Here is a 15,662-nt window from a genome sequence, read left to right on the forward strand (position 1 = left end):
GAGACGTTGACGAACAAGCGCTCGTTAGGTAGGTTGCCCGGACAGTCAGATGCTGGTCAGCCAGCGTTCCGGCGGCCAAAGGATCACCCACGAATGGTCACCCTCGTCCTCCGGCGACTCCTGTCGGCGATCCCACTCCTGCTGATCGTCTCGCTGGGCGCGTTCTCCCTGGTCGCCTTGCTCCCCGGCGACCAGGCGATGGCGATCGCCGGCGAACACGCCACCCCGGAGCAGCTGGCCGCACTGCGCCAACAGCTACGCCTCGACGACCCCTTCCTGGTCCGCTACGCGCACTGGCTCGGCGGCATCCTGCAGGGCGACCTGGGTGACTCGCTGGTGACCGGCCGGGCGATCAGCGACGAGATCCTGCGCCGCGCGCCGCTGACCGCGAGCATCGCCCTGGGCACCCTCGTCGTCGTGCTGCTGATCGGCGTACCGACCGGCATCCTGCAGGGCGTCTACGCCGGCCGCGTCGTCGACCGGCTCGGCCTGCTCGGCAGCGCCGCCGGCCTGGCCGTGCCGAACTTCTGGCTGGCCACCATGCTGATCACCATCTTCGCGGTGCAACTGCGCTGGCTGCCGGCCACCGGTTACACCCCGCTCAGCGAGGGTGTGCTGCCCTGGGCCCAGCACCTGATCATGCCGTCGATCACCCTCGGCGTATTCACCGCCGCCGAAATGGCCCGCCAGCTGCGCACCGGCTTCCTCCACGCGTACGCCCAGCCCTACATCCGGACCGCCTGGTCCAAAGGGCTGCCGGCACGCACCGTGATCGGCAAACACGCGCTGAAGAACGCGGCTGCGCCAGCGATCACCGTGCTCGGCATCCGGCTCGGACACCTGCTGTCCGGCGCGGTGATCGTCGAGTCCATCTTCGGCATGCCAGGACTCGGCAAGTTCGCCATCGACGCCATCCTCAACCGGGACTTCACCGTCGTACAGGCTGTCGTCCTGGTCTCCGCGGTGGTCGTGCTCACCGCGAACCTGCTCGTCGACATCGCCTACGGACTCCTCAACCCGAAGGTGCGGATCTCTTGAGCCGACCAGTGAGCACCGACGACACCGCGTCCACCGCCGCCCCCACCGAGACCGGTGCCGGGCCGGAGCCGGACGGACTCGACCGCCGCGACCGCGGCGACACGCTCGTCGCCCGGATCCGCAGCCAACCCATGACCGTGGTCGCTCTCGGCTACCTGGTGCTGCTCAGCCTGTTGGCGGTCGCCGCACCGCTGGTCAGCCCGTACGACCCGTACGCCACCGATTTCCGGGCGATCCTCGACCCGCCGTCGGCCGCGCACTGGCTCGGCACCGACGACCTCGGTCGGGACATGCTCAGCCGGCTGCTGTACGCCTCCCGGTCCTCCCTGCTGGCCTGCCTGCAGGCGGTCGGGCTCGGCCTGTTCGGCGGGGTCCTGCTCGGCGTGACCGCCGGCTACTTCGGCGGCTGGGTGGACCGGCTGGTGATGACGCTGATCGACGCCGTGCTCAGCGTCCCCGGCCTGCTGCTGGCGATGTCCATCGTCGGCGTGCTCGGGCCCGGGCTGCGCAACGCCATGTTCGCCCTCGCGGTCATCTTCGTGCCGATCTTCGCCCGGCTGAGCCGCATCCAGGCACTGGCGGTACGCGAGGAGACCTACCTGGAGGCGGCCCGGTCGATCGGGGTCTCCCACCTGCGGTCGGTGCTGCGGCACGTGCTGCCCAATATCGCCGGTCCACTGGTCGTCCAGGTCTTCATCACCATGGCCGTGGCGATCGTCGCCGAAGGCGCGATGAGCTACCTCGGGCTCAGCATCCAGCCGCCGGAGGCGAGCTGGGGCAACCTGCTGCAACGGGCGTTCTCGTCGGTCGCCTCGGCACCCTGGTTGATCTTCATCCCCGGCCTGACCATCACCCTCACGGTCGTCGCCTTCCAGGTGCTCGGCGACGGACTCAGCCAGGCCCTGTCCGGCGGGCACCCGCAGAAAGCAGGCCGCAGATGAGCGCCGCCACCACGACGACCCGCCCACTGCTGGAGGTCGACGGCCTGACCGTCAGCGTCGGATCCGGACGGGACACCGTGCACCTGGTCGAACAGGTCGATCTGAGCATCGCCGCCGGCGAGACCCTCGGCCTGGTCGGCGAGAGCGGCTCCGGCAAGAGCATCACCTGTCTCGCCCTGGCCGGACTGTTGCCGCCCGGAGCCCGGATCACCGGCGGTTCGATCCGCTTCGCCGGACAGGAGCTCACCGGCCGCTCCCCCGCCGAACTGACCCGGTTCCGGGGCAACCGGGTCGGCATGGTCTTCCAGGAGGCGTTGAGCAGCCTGAACCCGGCGTTCACCGTCGGCAACCAGATCGTCGAGAGCCTGCTACGACACTCCAGCATGAACCGCCGGCAGGCCCGGGCCCGCGCGGTGGAACTGCTCGACCTGGTCCGGATCCCGGACCCGCAACAGCGGGTGGCCAGCTATCCGCACGAGCTGTCCGGCGGAATGGCCCAACGGGCGCTGATCGCGATGGCCATCGCCGGCGAACCGGAGCTGCTGATCGCCGACGAACCGACGACAGCCCTGGACGTGACGGTCCAGCTGCAGATCCTGCAGCTGCTCGGCGACCTGCGTGACGCGCTGGGGATGTCTTTGCTGCTGGTGTCGCACGATCTCGGCGTCATCGCCACGATGGCGCAACGGCTCAGCGTCATGTACGCCGGTCAGGTCGTCGAGTCCGGCCCGGTCCGCGACGTGTTCGCCGCGCCCCGGCACCCGTACACCTCGGCGCTGATCTCGTCCAGCGCGGAGGTCGCCGAGAAGGCCACCCGGCTGCCGGTCATCCCCGGCCAGGTGCCGCGCCCGGGCCACTTCCCCGCCGCCGGCTGCCGGTTCGCCAACCGGTGCGCCCACGCCACGCCGGAGTGGACCCGGACGGACCCGCCGTGGACGGTGCTGGACGGCGGCGACCGGGGCACCCGGTGCGGCCGGTACGACGAGCTGGAGCTGCCCGGCACCGGCCCGGTACCTGACACCGGTGTCGAGAACCTGGCGAGCGAGGACCTGGCCGCGGCCGAGTCGGCCGTCGAGGATGCCGGCACCGCCGGTCCGACCGACGATGGCGACACCGGGGACGGGGCCGTGCTGTGGCTGCGCGGCCTCGGCAAACAGTTCCCGATCCGGCGCGGGGTGCTCGGCCTGCGCCGGGTGGTGGTGCACGCGGTCGACGGCGTCGACCTGACGGTGGCCCGTGGCCGGACCCTCGGCCTGGTCGGCGAGAGCGGCTCCGGCAAGTCGACCGTCGGCCGGCTCGCCCTGCGGCTGATCGAACCCAGCAGCGGGGAGGTCTCCTTCCTCGGTCGGGACCTCGCCGCGATGAGCCGGGGTGAGCTGCGGTCGCACCGACGCGGTATGCAGATGGTGTTCCAGGACCCGTACGCCTCGTTGGACCCGTCGATGACGGTCGGGCAGAGCATCGCCGAACCGCTGGTGGTGCACTCCCGGCTCACCCCGGCCGAGCGCCGCCGCCGGATCGGCCAGCTGCTGGAACGGGTCGGCCTGGACCCGGCGCTGGCCCGCCGGTCGCCGCGAGCGCTCTCCGGCGGCCAGCGACAGCGGATCTCGTTCGCCCGCGCGCTGGCGCTCGAACCCCAACTGATCATCTGTGACGAGCCGGTGAGCGCGCTGGACGTCTCCACCCGGTCGCAGATCGTCAACCTGGTCCAGGACATCCAGGAGGCTGAGGGCATCGCCTTCCTGTTCATCGCCCACGACCTCGCGCTGGTCCACCATGTCAGTCACGAGCTGGCGGTGATGTACCTGGGGCGGGTGGTGGAGAGCGGTCCCGCCAGCCGGGTGTACAGCCACCCCGCACACCCGTACACCCGGGCGTTGCTGGCTTCGATGCTGACCCCGGCCAGTCACGGGCTCGCCGGCCGGACCACCCCGACCGGGGAGATCCCCAGTCCGATCGACCCGCCGTCGGGTTGCCGGTTCCGCACCCGCTGCCCGCATGCGATGCCGGTGTGCGCCGAGGTGATCCCGCAGCCGGTGCCGGTCGCCGGCGGTGGCTGGTCCGCCTGTCACCTCACCGGCTGAGCCGGCGAACCGGGGCCGGGCCACTGCGGGGGGTCACCGCGACCGCCGGGCCGCTTCCTCGCCGGCGACCAGGCCGAAGACCGCCGCCTCGAGCAACCCGCCCGCGTAGCCGGCGCGCGGGCCGCCGTGCAGCCCGCCCATGGTCGCGCCGGCCGCGTACAGCCCGGTGATCGGCTGGCCGGCGGCGTCGCACAACCGGGCCCGGCCGTCGACCCGCAGCCCGCCGAGGGCGAACGTCACCCCGGCCACCAGCGGCACCGCCCGCAGCGGCGGCACGGCCAGCCGCAGCCGGCCGGTGCGCGGCGGCGACGCGCCCTCCGGCGCCGCCCGCAGCTGCGCCACCGTGGCGGACAACCCGGCCGGGTCGATGCCGGCTCGTGCCGCCAGGTCCGCCGGACCGGTTCCGGTCAGCACGGTGGCGCCGCAGTCGAGCAGGTACGGGTTGGGTGCCGGGTCGCCGATCCGTCCCTCGGTGCGCCACCCGTCGTCGTCGACGATCAACCAGCACCCGTCGGGTGCCGGGCCGTGGGCCACCGTGTTGGTCGTGGTCACCCCGTGATGGCTCTCGTCGACCAGCCGCCGACCGTCCGGGCCGACGACGATCCCGACCGCCGCCAACGGGTCCAGGATCGGGTACGGCCACAGTCGACGGTCGTGCCGCGCCTCACGGACCAGCAGGTGGCCGTAGAACCCGGTGTCCGGGACGAGCGCCGCGCCGGCCGAGCGGCCCATCCGCAGGCCGTCGCCGGTCGCGGTGCCGGCACCGCGCAGCAGCACCCGGTCGGTACCCAGCAGGTCGCGGCGCAGGCCCGGGTCGGCCTGGAACCCGCCGTCGGCGAGGACCACGGCCCGGCTGGTGATCCACCCGGTGGCGCCGCCCGGCAGGTCCAGCCCGACCCGCCAGGCCGCACCGGGCGCGGGCCGCAGCCGTCGGGCCCGGGCCGGCTGCCGCAGTGTGCCGCCGGCGGTGGTGAACTCGTCGGCGAGCCCGCTCAGGAAGGTCCAGACGCCGAAGTTGGCGTACCGCCGGCCGGGCTCGGTGCGGCGCACCGGGGCGAACACCCGCGCCCGGTGCGCGGCGTCGCCGTCGGTGACCAGCCGGGCGCCGTGCTCAGCCAGCCAGTCCAGGGTGGGCCGCAGGCGTTCGCTCCAGGTACGCAGCACCGCCTCGTCGGCCCGGCCATCGGTCAACTCCCGTACCTGATCCCGCAGCCGGGCCGGCGGGGTTTCCGGATCGCGCAGCGCAGCGTGCAAAGCGCCGCCGGACAGCACCGAGTTGCCCCAGCCGGGGCGGCGCCGGGACCGTTCGACGACGACCACCGACGCGCCGGCCTGCTGGGCGCGGACCGCCGCGCACCAGCCGGCCAGGCCGGCACCGACCACCAGCACGTCGACCGGCGGTTCGGGGCTATCGCCGGTCGGCGGCGGACAGCGCGTATCCAAACCTGGCTCCTTCCAGGATGGCGTGCGTCAGCCGACGCGGCGCCAACGCGTCGCCGACCACCTGACATTCGACGTTCGGCGGTAGCGCGGCGCGCAGGCCGTCGTCGGCGGTACGGCCGTGCGCGAGAACCACCGCGCCGGCGTCGAGGGTCGACCGGTGCCCGGTGAACAACTGCTCCACCTCGACGACCCCGCCGGACCACCGGTGCACCCTGGTCATCGGGGCGAACCCCACCGCCCGGCCGTACAGCCGACGCAGCACCGCCGGCCGGGTCCGCTGATCGAGGTCGGGTCCGATGTCGACGCATTCGGTGCACACCTGGACCGGCCAGCCCTCCCCGGCCAGCAGCTCGGCGGCGAGTAGCGGCTCGAGATGCCGCTCGGCGCCGCCGACCACCAGCACCGGCACGCCCGGCGTCGGTCGGCGACCGACCAGCAGATCCATCGTGGTCAGTACCGGTCGGTCGACGGGAAAGCCGACCGGGCCTGGCCGGGCACCGGTGGCCAGCACCACCAGGTCCGCGCCGATCAGGTCGGGATCGTCGGCGGTGACGGTGGTGCCGGTACGCAGGACCACCCGCCCGCCGGCCGGCGACGGCCGGTCCAGCAGCGGGGCCAGCCGCCGCTCGAGCCGGTGCAGCAGCGGCGCCCAGTCGGCGAGCAGTGGCGTAGCGACCAGGTGGCGCAGCGCCCCGCCGACCGCGTCGGCGGCCTCGGTCAGGGTCACCTCGGCTCCGGCCGCTGCGGCACCGGCCGCCACCTCCACCCCGGCCGGCCCGGCGCCGACGACGGTAATCCGTCGGCGGGCACGCCGGCGGTGGACGAGGGCCGGCCCGCCGGCCGGCGGATCGACTGGCCGTGGACCGGGCTGCGGTGGGCCAGGCGGCAGCGGGTCGAACTCGGCTTCCCGGCCGGCGGCCGGGTTCGCCGGGCAGGAGAACGGCACCCGTACGCATTCGTTGCAGGCGACGCAGCGGACGATGCCGGCGTCGTCCCCGCTGACCGCGCGCCGGGGAAAGGTGGGGTCCGCGATCAGCGCCCGGGCCAGTCCCACCAGGTCGGCCGCGCCGTCGGCGACCAGGGTACGGGCGATCGCCGGGTCGGTGATCCGGCCGGAGACCAGGACCGGCACGTCGACCACGGCGCGGACCCGCCGGGCGGTCTGCGCCGCCGGCGCCGGTGGCACCAGCCAGGATCCGGTGTACGCGGTAGCCGGCCGGCCGTCGCGCAGCCCGTCGTGGTTGCCCAGCGTCAGGTTGACGTAGTCGACGAGATCGGCGATCCCGGTGGCGATTGCGGTCACCCCGGCGGCGTCGATCCCGCCCGGCACCTCCTCGCCGGCGGTGAGTCGGACGCCGAGCAGCGACCGGTCCCCCAGCTCGGCGCGCACCGCGCGCAGGATCCGGCGGATCAGCCGCAGCCGGCCGGCTGGGGAGCCGCCGTACCGGTCGGTGCGCCGGTTGTAGTGCGGGGACAGGAACCGGTTCAGCAGGTACCCGTGGCCGGCGTGCAGTTCGACGCCGTCGAACCCGGCGGCGACGATCGCCGTGGCGGTGGCCAGGTAGCCGGTCACCAGGTCGTCGATCTCGGCGGCGGTGAGCGCGTGCGGGACGGCTCCGGTGTCGTCGCCCCGTACCTGCGACGGAGCGAGGGTCGGCTGGAAGTTGTCCCAGCCGCGCTCCGCGCCCGGGTGGTGGATCTGGCCGACGGCGAGTGCCCCGCCGCCGTGCGCCGCGTCCGCCAGCCCGGCCAGGTGCTCGTGCGTCGCCGCGAGCAGCACCTGGCGGTGCCGGGGGTCGCGGACGTGAAACGAGACCGCGTCGGGGTCGACGTAGCCGTCCGGGTCACCGGCGCAGGCATCCAGCGGGTAGACCGGGTTGGCGTACACCCCCTGGCCGGCCGGCAGCACGATCATCGCCACCCCGCCGGCCGCGCGCTCGGCCACGTAGCGCCGCAGCCGCCGGGACGGCAGCCGACCGAGGTGCGGGGTCATCACCATCCGGTTGCGCAGCCGGTGCCGGCCGACGGTCAGCGGTGCGGCCAGTGGGTCACCGCCCGGCCCGCCGGTCATGCCGGCAGTAGCGTCTGCAGCGCGACGCCCAGCCCGCCGTCGACGGCGATCACCTGGCCGGTGACGTACCGGGCGGCGTCGCCGAGCAGGAAGACCACGACCGGGGCGATGTCCGTCGCGGACCCGGTGCGACCCAGCGGTACGGCGGCACCACGGCGCTGCGCGGCCTGCGGGTCGCGGCTGCTGGCCGAGAAGTTGGTGCCGCTGACGATGCCCGGTGCGACGGCGTTCGCCCGGATGCCGTCCGGACCCCATTCCAGCGCCATCTGCCGGGTCAGGGCGATCACCGCTGCCTTGGCGGCGTTGTAGGCGCCGGCGCCGGGTGCGACGTGGATGCCGCACAGCGACGAAATGTTGACGATCGCGCCGCCCGACGCCATCGCGGGCAGGGCGGCCTGGCTGCAGTAGAGCGCGCTGGCGCAGTCGATCCGCATGATCGCGTCCCAGTCGTCCGGGCTGACCGACCGCAGTGCTCCGCCGCGTACCACGCCGACGTTGTTGACCAGTCCGGTGAGCCGGCCGAGCCGGTCGACGGCGGCGGCCACGACGGCCGCGGCGGACCGTGGGTCGGCCACGTCCCCGGCGACTGGGTAGGCGGTGCCGCCGGCGGCGACGACCGTGTCGGCGGCGGCCTGGGCGGCGGCCGGGTCGAGGTCGTTGACGGCGACCGCCGCGCCGGCCGCCGCGACCTGCAGTGCGGTCGCCGCCCCGATCCCCGATCCGGCACCGGTGACCAGCACCGCTCCGTCCGCCAGTGCTGTCATCCCGACCTCTTTTCTCCGCCGCCCGACGGTCCGCCGGACAAGCTCATTCGTCGATCGCCAGCAGTACGTTCTTGACCCGGCTGAACTCCAGCAGTCCGGCGAGCCCGCCGACCTTGCCGTAGCCGCTCTGTTTCACCCCGCCGAACGGCGCGAACGGCCCGGCGGGGGCGCCGGCCCCGTTGACCCCGACGTTTCCGACGGCCAGCGCCGACGCGACCCGCATCGCCCGGTCGACGTCGCGGGTGTGCACATAGCCGGCGAGCCCGTACCGGCTGGCGTTGGCCGCCTCGACCGCCTCGGCTTCGCCGTCGAACCGGCAGACCGACAGCACCGGGCCGAAGATCTCCTCGGTGGCGAGCTCACTGTGCGGGTCGACGTCGGAGAAGACGGTCGGGGCGACGTAGTAGCCGGCGGCCAGCTCGCCGCCCAGCCGGTGCCCGCCGAGCACCAGGTCACCGGTGTTGTTCTCCCGGGCCCGGTCGATGGTCCCGACGACCCGCTCGCAGGCGGCCGCGTCGATCAGCGGTCCCATCCGGGCCGCCGGGTCGAACGGGTCGCCGACGGTGACCGCGCGCAGGCCGTCCAGCAGCCGGCCGAGCACCTCGTCGTACACGTCGTCGTGGACGAACATCCGGGTCGGGATGGTGCAGCCCTGTCCGCTGTTGGCGGTGATCAGCAGCGCGAACCGGCAGGCCCGGTCGAGGTCGGCGTCCGGGAAGACCAGCGACGCGCTCTTGCCGCCGAGCTCCAGCAGCAGCGGCTTGAGCGTCGGGGCGGCCGCCGCCTGGATCCGGGCCGCCGTCGCCGGACCGCCGACGAACCCGATCTTGTCCACCTCGGGGTGGCGGACCAGGGCGTCGCCGACCGCCGGGCCGCCGGGCAGGACGTTGACCACGCCGGGTGGCAGCCCGGCCTCGGCGCAGAGTCGACCGAACCGCAACGCCGCGAACGGGGCCTGCTCCGGTGGTTTGACGATGACCGTGCACCCGGCGGCCAGCGCCGGGGCGACGGTGGTCTGGATGTTGGCCAGCGGATGGTTCCAGGTGAGGATCGCGCCGACCACGCCGACCGGTTCCAGCAGGGTCAGGTCCAACGCTCCGGGCATCCGCAGCGCGTCGCCGGCGGCCTTGTCCAGCCAGCCGGCGTAGTAGTCAAAGAAGGTCTGGCCGGTGGTGTAGCGGCCGTACGACAGGGCCGCCGGGGTGCCGACCTCGAGCGCGTTGATCGCGGCGAGGTCGGCGGCGTTGGCCCGGATCAGGTCGCCGAGGCGGGACAGCGCCTGGCGGCGCCGGTCGGTGGGCCAACTGCGCCAGCCGGGGGCGGCGGCCCGGGCGGCGGCGACCGCCTCGTCCACCTCGGCGGCCCCGGCCAGGGCGAAGCTCTGCTGGACGCGGCCGGTGCCCGGGTCGACGTGGTCGCGTCGACCGCCGGTGCCGGTGTCGCGCCACTGTCCGTCGATCAGAATGCCGGGGCGTAGCAGGCTGGTCGGGTCGGCCGGTCGGTTGATCACCGTCATCGACGGCCACCGGGGGCCGGGATCGGTGTCGAGTCGGCTGACAGCATCACGATCACCTCACAAGCGCTTGCTTGGTGCCTGACACTACCGCATCCCGTGCCGCCGCGAAACCCGTGGTCAGGCCACAGGTAAACCCGTGGTCAGGCCACCGGCCGGTACGCCGTCACGCCGTCCATCCGGTGCGTCGCCACCCGGCCCTGCTCGGCCAGCAGGTCGAGATGCAACGCCGTCTCGTTGACCGCCAGCATCCGGTGGTACGGCGGCAGATCGTCGAGCGTGCGGCGACGTCGCGTCCAGGGCAGGGTCCGCGCCACCTGGTACGCGGTCCGCGCGCCGGCACCGACCGCAACCGCCATCTCGGCCAACCGGTCCCGGTGATGGGCCAGCAGTTCGTCCACCCGTCGATGGACGCTGTCGCCCACCGGCCCGTGCGCCGGCAGCAGCAGCGCGTCCGGCAACGCACGTACCGCCCGCAGCGACTCCAGGTACCGGCCCAGCGGGCGGTGCGCCGCCACCGCCTCGAAGCCGACCGACGGGGTGATGCCCGGCAACACGTGGTCACCGGCGAAGAGCAGCCCGGCCTGCGGGTCACGGAAGACGTAGTGCCCGGCGGTATGGCCCGGGGTCGGCAACGCCCGCAACCGGCGGCCGGACAACGCCACCTCACGCTCACCGGACAGCCACTCGTCCGGCGGTTGCCAGTCGAGTTCCGACTGCTCCGCGTCGGCGGTCAGCCGCTTCACCTGGTCGGCGAGGTCGGCGGCACCGGCGGCGCGCAGCTGGGCCAGCGGGGCGGCGTACGGCTCGTCGGTGCCGGCCGCCATGAACTCCAGGCTCGGCCGCTCGCCCACCCCGAGCGCGATCGGCACCCCGGTCTCCCGCCGGATCGCAACCGCCTGCGAATAGTGGTCCTGGTGGATGTGAGTGACCAGGAAACGGCGGATCGCGGCGAGGTCGTGCCCACGGTCACCGAGCGCCGCCTCGAGCGCCTTGCGTGCGGCCGGCACCGCCCAGCCGGCGTCGACCAGCACCAGCCCGGCGTCGTCCTCGATCGCGTAGACGTTGACCGCCCGCAGCGCGTCGTCGGGCATCGGCAGTGGAATCCGGTACACCCCGTCCGCGACCGGGTGTGCTCCCGGCGTCATCCAGTCCGACCCCGTCGCCATCGGGCACCCCCTCGCGCTGACCAACCGGCCACCGACCATACCGGTCGCTTGCTTGGTCGCCGGTGGTCCCGCTCACCCGTCACCGGTGATCGTCCACACATCCAGCGGACACGGTGGGTCAGTAGCCGCGCCACGCCGCCCGGCTGTAGGTGAGCACCTGCGGGTCCAGCAGCGTCGACGGCTCGACCGGCACCGGACCCCGGTCCGGTGGGAAGACCTGCGCCGCCCGCAGCACCTCGGGCGCCAGGAAGCGCAGCGCGGGCGCCTCCGCCGGCACCTGCGGCGTCGGCACCGGGCCGGCTCCCTCGCCGTCGGCGACCGCGAGCAGGAAACCCCAGTCGCCGAACGACGGAACATCGACGTGGTACGGCCGGGTCGTCCAGCCCGCCTGCCGCACCGACGCCTCGATGCACCAGAACGCACGTGGCGCGAAGTACGGAGACCCGGCCTGCACCACCATCCTGCCCTGCGGACCGAGTGCCTGCCGGAGGAGCGAGTAGAACTCCACCGAGTAGAGCTTCGCCGTCGCGGTCTGGTCCGGGTCCGGCAGATCGACGACGACCGCGTCGAACACGCCTGGGGCTCCACGCAGCCAGGCGAACGCGTCGGCGTGCACCAGGCGTACCCGCGGATCGTCGAAGGCCGCACCGTTGAGCGCCCGAATGTCCGGCTCGGCCCGGGCCAACGCGACCACCGCCGGGTCCAGCTCGACGACCGTCACCGAGGTGACGTCCGGGTAGCGCAGCACCTCGCGCAGGGCCAGCCCGTCCCCCCCGCCGAGCAGCAGCACCCGGTCGCGCCGCCCGGACAGCGCCGGATGGACCAACGCCTCGTGGTAGCGGTACTCGTCCACCGAGCTGAACTGCAGATCCCCGTCGAGGTACAGCCGCAGGTCGGAGCCGTCGGCGACCGGCGACACCGCCCGGGTAAGGACAATCTCCTGGTATCGGCTGCGTTCGGCGTGCACCACCGGATCCCGGTAGAGCTGCTGCCGCGCGGTCACCTCGAAGTCCGCCGCGACCAGGTAGGCACCGGCCAGCGTCGCCATCACCACCGTGGCGGCGAGCGCGACCCCGGCCCGGCCCCGTCGGCCGAGATCGCCCCGGAAAACCGTGCCGACCAGCAGGATTCCGGCCAGCGCGTTCACCGCGCCGACCAGCAACGCCCCACGCAGTTGGCCGAAGAACGGGATCAGCAGGAACGGAAAGGCCAGGCCGCCGAGCAGGGCACCGACGTAGTCGGCCGCGAACAGGTCGGCGACCGCGCTGCCGGCCGCCTGCGCCCGGATCCGCTGCAGCAGCACCATCAGCAGCGGAATCTCCGCCCCGATCAGCAGCCCCAGCACGAACGCGGTCGCCACCAGCGCGGGCGCATAGAGGTCCAGCCAGGCGAAGGCGGCGTACAGGCCCAGCACCGACAGCCCGCCGAGCAGCGCCAGGGTGAGCTCGACCGCGGCGAAGGCCACCACCGCGCGGTGCTGCAGCGGCTTGGCCGCCAACGCGCCGACGCCCATCGCGAAGACCATCACGCCCAGCACGATCGACGCCTGGCCGACGGTGTCACCGATCAGGTAGCTGCCCAGAGCGACCAGCGCCAGCTCGTACACCAGGCCGCAGGCCGCGCAGACGAAGACCGCAGCCAGCACCGCCGGCCGGGCCAGCCGGGCGTACCGGCGGCCGGTGCCGGCACCGTCGCCCGGCGCCGGCACCGCTACCGCCGACATCAACTGACCGCCGACATCAACTGATCGCCGCCGCCACGATGGCGCCGGTGGCGAGGTGAATGGTCGCGCTGACCCAGACCGCCGGGTGCGGCTCCCGGTCCACCAGGATTTCCCCGAGGCGGCCCGGCGTGACCGCGTCCAGCAGCACGAACGACACCGCCATCACCAGCAGGCCGAGCAGCCCGTACCCGGCGGTGCCGACCAGGCCGGTGACGAAGCTGTTCTCCCCGGCGGCGATCGCCGCGACGACGATGGTGCCCACCGCGAGCAAGTTCGAGGCGAGCAGCACGGTCGCGTTGCGGTTGCGCTGCGCCCAGATGAGTTCGTGCAGCTTGCCCGGGGTGACCAGGTCGACCAGCAGGTAGCCGAGCGCCATCAGGACCAGACCGACCCCGGCGTACGCCAGGGTGAGCAGCAGGTCGACGAACAAGGTACGGAACATGTGCCAACTCCAGGTGGTGGGATGGGGGTGGTTACTTGCCGGTGCCGGGACCGCCGCCCCGGATCGTGCTGCCGCGCTGCCAGTTCCACGAGTTGCCGACGACGGAGCGGTACCGGGGGTACGCGGTCGTCATGCGTTCCAGCAGGATCAGCGAGCCGGCGGCGATCGGCAGGATGACCACCGAGTCGTCGCCGTAGCGCAGGTAGTAGCGGTCACCGACGGTGTACTCGTCGGCCGGGCTGAACGCCCGGGTGAGCTGCTGCGCCACCTGGCGCGGTGGCAGATCGGAGCGGTACCCCTCGGCGTCGGAGCCGATGTCGTCGACCACCGAGCGGGCATAGCTGCGCTCGACGTAGCCGCGGGCGGAGAAGGTGCCGGCGGCCAGCCCGCAGCACGACACGATCACGCCCACCAGAGCGAGGACCACGCCACCGACGATCCATTTGCGGGAAGTCACCGTACTGTCACCACCGTCTCGGTCTCGACCAACTCGGCTGTCTGCGGGTACGCATGCCAGGTGCGCCAACTGATCCGGGCACCATCGATCCGGGCGTGCAGCGCGGTGAGTGCGTCCGGGCTGCCCGGAAAGACGCCGACCAGGGCGTGCGGGTCACCGGTCAGCTGCCGGCGGAGGCGGTCGGCCCGCCCGGCGAGTTCGCCGGCCGACAGCCGAAGCGCCCGCGCGGCGAACCGGTAGCCGTCATCGGCGTCCACCACCGCCGGCAGGTCGGGCGGGTGACCGGGCAGGCAGGCGAGCGTCTCGACCAGGTCATGGCCGGCGGTACGCAGCACGACCTGATGCGAGGCCCCGAGCAACCGCAGGCGCAGCAGCCCTGCCGGCGGCGAACCGGTCGGCGGCGAACCGGAGCGGGCGCCGCCGCCAGCGCCCGGCAGGGGCAGCTCGAGCACGTGCAGGGCGGGTCGCTCGGCCAGACCGAGCGCGAAGCTGAGCTCCGCCGCGCTGGTGTCGACGTACGGTGCGTCCAGGGCGACCAGCATGTCAGGCCTTCCCGACGGTCGGTGCCTGACCAGCGGACGGGTAGATCATCACCTCGGCGCGGTGCAGCACCTCGCCGAAGCCGACCTCCCAGCGGCCCGAGTCGCCGAAGCCTTCGAAGGACAGCCGGGCGTTGTCCGGGGCGGTGTAGTCGAAGTAGCGCACGAAGCCGCTGGGGGTCAGCCCGGTCGCCCCGGTGCTGGTGAACCGGGCCTGGCCGGACTCGTCGAGCCGGTAACGGCGCCCAGCGGCGTCCACCACCGCCGGGCCGGGCTGCAGGTGTTGCAGGTCCGGCCCGGCCGCCCGCCACAGCACCAGCTCCAGGTCGGGATCGGACTCGACGGAGAGCCACAGCTTGTCGCCCCGCGCGTCGTCGAGGAAGTGCTCGCTCCAGGTCCAGCTGCCCTCGGCGAAGTGCAGGCTGCCGCGGACCGCGTACGACTGTGCCCGGATCTCTACGATGTCACCGGGGCCGAGGCGACGCGGATCGCCACGCAACGCGTCGGTGTCACCGGTGTGGAACGGATCGACCGGTCCCCCACCGGGCCTCTTCCGAGAGCCACCGGCCCGGGTCCGGGTCTGCCACACGGCGATCGCCGCCACCACCACACCAGCCGTCGCGATCAGGCATCCCAGCCCGGTCACCAGGTAAGCAATGGTCCCGTTCATCATCGCCGCGTCCTCCGTACGTCGCACCGGTCGACGACCGTAACAAGTGCGCGCACGTCACTCGCAGCTAGCGCGACTAAGTGACGGGTCAGCGACGGAACGCAGCGACTTTCACCGCAGATGTGTGTCGAACCAGCCGGCGGCGTCGGCGGCGACCCGGTCCAGCGCGCCCGGCTCGGCGAACAGGTGGCCGGCGCCCGGCACCACCCGCAGGTCGTGCGGTGCCCGCAGGGCGGCCGCAGCCGCCGCGTTGAGCTCCGCGACCTGCGGATCAAGCTCCCCAACCAGCAGCAGGGTCGGTGCCCGTACCTCGGCCAGGACATTGCCGGCCAGGTCGGGCCGGCCGCCCCGCGACACCACGGCACCGACCCGTTCCGGCCGGGAGGCGGCGGCACTCAGCGCCGCCGCCGCGCCGGTACTGGCACCGAACAGTCCCACCGGCAGGCCGGCGAGTTCCGGCTGCTCGACGGCCCAGTCCACCACCGCGGTCAACCGCCGGCTGAGCAGGGCGATGTCGAAGCGCAGTTGGGCGGTGGTCGCGTCGATCTGCTCCTCCTCCTTGGTCAGCAGATCGGCCAGGACGGTCGCGAGGCCGGTCGCGTGCAGCCGGCCGGCCACCGTCCGGTTGCGTGGACTGAGCCGGGAGCTGCCGCTGCCGTGGGCGAACAGCACCACCGCCCGGGTACCGGCGGGCACCATCACGTCCGCGTCGAGCGCGACGTCGACGGCGGGGACGCGGGTCGCAGTGTCCTGAGCCACCGGAGCCGGGTACCCGGCCGACGACCGGTCATGCCTGCGACCTGACGCT

14 protein-coding genes are annotated in these 15,662 nt (G+C 73.4%); 3 read left to right on the forward strand and 11 right to left on the reverse strand.

The window, feature by feature from the left end:
* Positions 1 to 93: 93 nt before the first annotated feature.
* The 3 genes from ACN27J_RS06915 to ACN27J_RS06925 are packed head-to-tail and all read left to right on the forward strand — an operon-like array spanning position 94 to position 4,063.
* A complete protein-coding gene (locus ACN27J_RS06915) occupies positions 94 to 1,038 on the forward strand; it encodes an ABC transporter permease (protein WP_278169652.1) in 945 nt (314 codons plus the stop codon).
* Positions 1,035 to 1,979, forward strand: coding sequence for an ABC transporter permease (locus ACN27J_RS06920; RefSeq protein WP_421364624.1), 945 nt, complete (start codon positions 1,035 to 1,037; stop codon positions 1,977 to 1,979). Before ACN27J_RS06915 ends, ACN27J_RS06920 begins: the two co-directional genes overlap by 4 nt.
* A complete protein-coding gene (locus ACN27J_RS06925) occupies positions 1,976 to 4,063 on the forward strand; it encodes a dipeptide ABC transporter ATP-binding protein (RefSeq protein ID WP_421364626.1) in 2,088 nt (695 codons plus the stop codon). Before ACN27J_RS06920 ends, ACN27J_RS06925 begins: the two co-directional genes overlap by 4 nt.
* Positions 4,064 to 4,096: 33 nt before the next feature.
* On the opposite strand, the gene ACN27J_RS06930 is transcribed toward ACN27J_RS06925, so the two are convergent.
* The 11 genes from ACN27J_RS06930 to ACN27J_RS06980 all read right to left on the reverse strand — a co-directional run bounded on the left by ACN27J_RS06930 (position 4,097) and on the right by ACN27J_RS06980 (position 15,553).
* On the reverse strand, positions 4,097 to 5,506 hold the full coding sequence (locus ACN27J_RS06930) for an FAD-dependent oxidoreductase (RefSeq protein ID WP_421364628.1): 1,410 nt from the start codon (positions 5,504 to 5,506) through the stop codon (positions 4,097 to 4,099).
* Positions 5,472 to 7,577, reverse strand: coding sequence for a hypothetical protein (locus ACN27J_RS06935; protein WP_421364630.1), 2,106 nt, complete (start codon positions 7,575 to 7,577; stop codon positions 5,472 to 5,474). Before ACN27J_RS06935 ends, ACN27J_RS06930 begins: the two co-directional genes overlap by 35 nt.
* Positions 7,574 to 8,341, reverse strand: coding sequence for an SDR family NAD(P)-dependent oxidoreductase (locus ACN27J_RS06940; protein ID WP_421364632.1), 768 nt, complete (start codon positions 8,339 to 8,341; stop codon positions 7,574 to 7,576). The genes ACN27J_RS06935 and ACN27J_RS06940 overlap by 4 nt, the downstream gene beginning before the upstream one ends.
* A gap of 43 nt (positions 8,342 to 8,384) precedes the next feature.
* A complete protein-coding gene (locus ACN27J_RS06945) occupies positions 8,385 to 9,857 on the reverse strand; it encodes an aldehyde dehydrogenase family protein (RefSeq protein WP_421364633.1) in 1,473 nt (490 codons plus the stop codon).
* A gap of 140 nt (positions 9,858 to 9,997) precedes the next feature.
* Positions 9,998 to 11,023, reverse strand: coding sequence for an MBL fold metallo-hydrolase (locus tag ACN27J_RS06950; RefSeq protein WP_421364635.1), 1,026 nt, complete (start codon positions 11,021 to 11,023; stop codon positions 9,998 to 10,000).
* 118 nt (positions 11,024 to 11,141) lie between these two features.
* On the reverse strand, positions 11,142 to 12,746 hold the full coding sequence (locus ACN27J_RS06955) for a polyamine aminopropyltransferase (RefSeq protein ID WP_421364637.1): 1,605 nt from the start codon (positions 12,744 to 12,746) through the stop codon (positions 11,142 to 11,144).
* 16 nt (positions 12,747 to 12,762) lie between these two features.
* Positions 12,763 to 13,188, reverse strand: coding sequence for a DUF350 domain-containing protein (locus ACN27J_RS06960; RefSeq protein WP_278169665.1), 426 nt, complete (start codon positions 13,186 to 13,188; stop codon positions 12,763 to 12,765).
* A 31-nt stretch (positions 13,189 to 13,219) separates the two neighbouring features.
* On the reverse strand, positions 13,220 to 13,645 hold the full coding sequence (locus ACN27J_RS06965; protein ID WP_421364639.1) for a DUF4247 domain-containing protein: 426 nt from the start codon (positions 13,643 to 13,645) through the stop codon (positions 13,220 to 13,222).
* Positions 13,642 to 14,187, reverse strand: a complete 546-nt coding sequence (locus ACN27J_RS06970) for a DUF2617 family protein (RefSeq protein ID WP_421364641.1) — start codon at positions 14,185 to 14,187, stop codon at positions 13,642 to 13,644. Before ACN27J_RS06970 ends, ACN27J_RS06965 begins: the two co-directional genes overlap by 4 nt.
* A 1-nt stretch (position 14,188) precedes the next feature.
* Positions 14,189 to 14,854 carry a DUF4178 domain-containing protein gene (locus ACN27J_RS06975; protein WP_421372133.1) on the reverse strand — a complete coding sequence of 222 codons (666 nt, stop codon included), beginning with the start codon at positions 14,852 to 14,854 and terminating at the stop codon, positions 14,189 to 14,191.
* Positions 14,855 to 14,965: 111 nt separating this feature from the next.
* Positions 14,966 to 15,553, reverse strand: coding sequence for a dienelactone hydrolase family protein (locus ACN27J_RS06980; RefSeq protein WP_421372134.1), 588 nt, complete (start codon positions 15,551 to 15,553; stop codon positions 14,966 to 14,968).
* Positions 15,554 to 15,662 lie beyond the last annotated feature (109 nt).

This window comes from Solwaraspora sp. WMMB762 (genome assembly GCF_049179115.1).
GTDB lineage: Bacteria > Actinomycetota > Actinomycetes > Mycobacteriales > Micromonosporaceae > Micromonospora_E.